At 74.1% G+C, this 4,389-nt stretch carries 2 protein-coding genes; both read right to left on the bottom strand.

The features are described 5' to 3' along the window. The coding region (locus BZY54_RS31280) for a beta-ketoacyl synthase N-terminal-like domain-containing protein (RefSeq protein WP_167414105.1) at positions 1–1,146 on the bottom strand (1,146 nt) is incomplete at its 3' end. 17 nt (positions 1,147–1,163) lie between these two features. Further along, positions 1,164–4,389, bottom strand: a 3,226-nt coding sequence (locus BZY54_RS31275; RefSeq protein ID WP_143668157.1) for a type I polyketide synthase, incomplete at its 5' end; no start/stop codon positions are given.

Raw genomic sequence — 4,389 nt, 5'->3', positions numbered from 1 at the left:
CGCCATCACCATCTTGATGACGCCCGCGACACCCGCGGCGGCCTGCGTATGCCCGAAGTTGGACTTGATGGAGCCCAGCCACACCGGCCGCTCGTCCGCCCGGCCCCGCCCGTAGGTCGCCAGCAGCGCCTGCGCCTCGATCGGGTCGCCCAGCCGCGTCCCCGTGCCGTGCGCCTCCACCGCGTCCACATCGGCCGCCGACAGTCCCGCGTCCGCGAGCGCCGCCCGGATCACCCGCTGCTGGGATGGCCCGTTGGGCGCGGTCATGCCGCTGGACGCGCCGTCCTGGTTGACGGCGGAACCGCGCAGAACGCCCAGGATCGGGTGGCCGTTGCGCTGGGCGTCGGACAGCCGCTCCAGCAGCAGGACGCCGGCGCCCTCGCCCCAGCCGGTGCCGTCGGCGGCGTCGGCGAACGCCTTGCAGCGGCCGTCGGGGGCGAGGCCGCGCTGCTCGCTGAAGTAGACGAGCATGTCCGCCGTGGACATCACGGTGACGCCGCCGGCGAGGGCGAGCGTGCAGTCGCCGCGCCGCAGGGCGTCGGCCCCGAGGTGCATGGCGACCAGCGACGACGAGCACGCGGTGTCCACCGTCACCGCGGGGCCCTCCAGACCCAGGGTGTAGGAGACCCGGCCGGAGACGAAGCTGCCCGCGCTGCCGTCGGCGTAGTCGTGGTACATCACCCCGGCGAACACGCCGGTGGAGCTGCCCTTGAGGGAGGTCGGGTCGATGCCGGCCCGCTCGATCGCCTCCCAGGACACCTCCAGCAGCAGCCGCTGCTGCGGGTCCATGATCAGCGCCTCGCGGGGGCTGATCCCGAAGAACGCCGCATCGAAGTCCGCCGCGTCGTGCAGGAAGCTGCCCTCGCGGGTGTACGTCTTGCCGGGGACGCCCGGCGTGGGGTCGTAGACGCCGGGGTCCCAGCCGCGGTCGGCGGGGAACCCCGAGGTCGCGTCGCGGCCGTCGGCGACCAGCCGCCACAGCGCCTCGGGGGTGTCGGCGCCGCCGGGGAAGCGGCAGGCCATGCCGACGATGGCGATCGGTTCGCCGCTCACCGCCGCGAGCCGGGAGTTCTCCTGGCGCAGCCGCTCGTTGTCCATGAGCGACTTGCGCAGCGCTTCGACGACCTGTTCCACCGATGTGCTCACGTCATCCTCGAATTCGGTCAGTTCGGGTCGCCGGACGACAGGGCAGCTCGTACCAGGTCGTCGACGTCCATGGTCTGGATCGATGCGGTCGGGGCCGATGCCATCGGAGTCGGTGCGGGGTCGGCCGGTGCGGTCCGGGCTGTTTCCTCTTGGGTGCCGTCCTGGGCCGCGAGCTTCAGCAGTGCTTCGAGCAGGCCGGCCTCCCGCAGCCGCGAGGGCGGGATGGACCGCAGCGTCCTGCGGATCGTGTCGTCGTCCGCGCCCGTCGCTGAGGCGGCTTCCTGGGCCTCCGTCAGTTCGTCCGCCAGCTCTTCCAGCAGGTGCGCGGCCAGCGCGGCGGAGTTCGGGTAGTCGAACATCAAGGTGGCGGGCAGCCGGAGGCCGGTCGCCTTCTGCAGCCGGTTGCGCAGTTCGATCGCGCCGAGCGAGTCGAGGCCGAGCTCGGTGAACCCCCGGTCGGCGGTGACGCCCACCGTGTCCCTGTGCCCGAGCACCGCCGCGGCGTGGCCTCGGACCAGCTCCAGCAGGTAGCGGTCACGCTCCGCGTCGGCCAGCCCGGCGAACTTGCGCCGTACCAGGTCCCCACCGGTCTCCGCACCTCCGCCGGAGCCGGCGGACGCACCGGACGCGGACGGCAGGGGGTCGCCCCCGACACCCCGGCCGGTGTCCCGGGGGCCGCCGCCGGTCAGGTCCCTCAGCAGGGCGGGCACCTCGTCCGTCCTGCCCCGCAGCGCGGCCCGGTCGAGCCGGATCGGCACGAGCAGCGGTTCGGGCAGCCGCAGCGCCTCGTCGAAGAGGGCCAGGCCGTCCGCGAAGGCCAGCTCGGTGACGCCGGAGCGCCTCATCCGCTGGAGGTCGTTCTCGTTCAGCTCCATGCCCTCACCGGCGGTGCCCGCCCACAGCCCCCAGGCCAGCGCGGTGGCCGGCAGCCCGGTGGAGCTCCGCAGGGCGGCCAGGGCGTCGAGGAACACGTTCGCCGCCGCGTAGGTCGCCTGTCCGGCGGGCAGTACCTGGCCGCCCGCCGAGGAGTACAGGACGAACGCACGCAGGTTCATGTCCCTCGTCAGCTCGTGCAGATGCCAGGCCGCGTCCGCCTTGGGCCTGAGGACCCGGTCCACCTGCTCGTCGGAGACCGCACCGACCAGGGCGTTGTCCATGACGCCCGCGGCGTGCACCACTCCGGTCAGCGGATGCCCCTCGGGGATCTCCGCCAGCAGCCTCTCGAGGGCGGCCCGGTCGGCCACGTCCACCGCGGCGACCCGGACCTCGGCGCCCAGCCCTGCCAGTTCGTCGCACAGCTCCCGGGCGCCCGGGGCGTCCGGGCCGCGCCGGCTGGTCAGCACCAGGTGCCGCACGCCGTGCTCGGCGACCAGATGACGGGCGAGCAGGCCGCCCAGCAGACCTGTGCCCCCGGTGACCAGGACGGTCCCCGTGGCGTCCCACGGGGACGGTTGTCCGCCGTTCACGGGCCGAGTCTCGGCGTAGCGGGGCACCAGCACCGAGCCGCGTCGCACCGCGAGCTCGGTCTCGCCGGTGGCGAGCGCCGCAGGCAGGGACCGTACGGACTCCTCCGCGCCGTCGAGGTCGACGACGGTGAAGCGGCCCGGGTTCTCCGCCTGCGCCGCCCGCAGGACACCCCAGAGCGGGGCCTGCACGCAGTCGACGGCGGCGTCGGACTCCTCGCCGGTCATGACGGCGCCCGTGGTCACCAGCACCAGCCGGGAATCGGAGTACCGCCGGTCGTTCAGCCAGTCGGCGAGGGTGGTGAGCAGCCGCCCGGTGGCCGCTCGCGCCCGCGCGGGCACGCCGTCGTACTCGGCGGCCGGACCGACCAGGCCCGACGCACTCAGCAGGACCGTCGGCGGCACCGGCCCAAAGGCGGCGAGTTCGGCGAGGTCCGCAACCGCACGGTGACCCGGCAGACCGGCCCCGACGACCACGTACCCTTCCGGCGTTTCCGAGGCGGGCACGGCAGAAGCGGGCAGGGCCCGCCAGTCGACCCGGAAGAGCGAGGCGGCACGGCCACCGGCCGCCCCTGCGGACAGCTGCTGCTCTGACACCTCTCGTACGACCAGGCTTTCCACCGTGGCCACCGGCGCGCCGGTGACGTCGGTGATGCGCAGGGCCACCGCGTCGGGGCCCGGCTTGGTCAGCCGCACCCTCAGCATGGCGGCGCCGGTGCTGTGCAGCGTGACCCCGTTCCAGGCGAAGGGCAGCGCGGTCCGGTCGGCGTCCTCCTGCCCCTCGTCGAAGAACCGCTCCCCGTGCAGGGCGGCGTCCAGCAGCGCGGGGTGCAGCCCGAACGCGGCGGCGTCGGCCTGCGCCCGCTCGGGCAGCGAGATCTCCGCGAAGAGTTCCTCGCCGCGCCGCCAGGCCGCCTTCAGCCCCTGGAACACCGGACCGTATCCGTAGCCGAGTCCGGCCAGGTCCTCGTACATGCCGCTCACGTCCACCCGCTGGGCGCCGGGCGGCGGCCATGCCTCCAGGTCCAGCTCGGCGGGCGCCGGCTCGGGAGCGAGCACACCGCTGGCGTTGCGCGTCCACACCTCCCCGTCGCCCGGCTTGTCGGCCCGCGAGTACACGGCGACCGTGCGCCGCCCGGACTCGTCCGCCTCACCGACCACCACCTGTACGGCGATCCCGCCGCGCTCCGGCAGCAGCAGCGGCGCCTCCTGAGTCAGCTCCTCCAGCAGCGTGCATCCCGTCTCCTGCCCGGCCCGCAGTGCCATCTCGACGTACGCCGTGCCCGGCAGCAGGACCGACCCGAGCACCGCGTGGTCGGCCAGCCAAGGGTGCGTGTCCACGGCGAGACGCCCGGTGAGCACCGGGGCCCCGGTCTCCGCGGAGACTACGACCGCGCTGAGCAGCGGATGACTGGCGGCCACCTGCCCCAGACCGGCGGCGTCCCCGACCACGGTGGGCACGTCGAGCCAGTACCGCCGGCGTTGGAAGGGGTAGGTGGGCAGGTCGACGCGGCGGGCGCCGGTGTCCGCGAAGTAGGCGCTCCAGTCGACGTCCAGGCCGGAGACGTGGAGCTGAGCGAGGGCGGTGAGCAGGGTCTCGGCCTCGGGGCGATCCTTGCGCAGGGCCGGTGCCAGCACCGTGTCGTCCGCTTCCAGCGTCTGCTGCGCCAACGCGGTCAGGACGGAATCGGGGCCCAGCTCCAGGAACGTACGGACACCGGACTCCTCGACCGTCCGTACGGCATCGGAGAAACGGACGGCGGCACGGACCTGGTTCACC

This window comes from Streptomyces carpinensis, assembly GCF_002154505.1.
Lineage (GTDB): Bacteria > Actinomycetota > Actinomycetes > Streptomycetales > Streptomycetaceae > Streptomyces > Streptomyces carpinensis.
The sequence above is the reverse complement of the archived record's forward strand: the minus strand, read 5'-3'. Positions and strand labels throughout refer to the sequence as shown.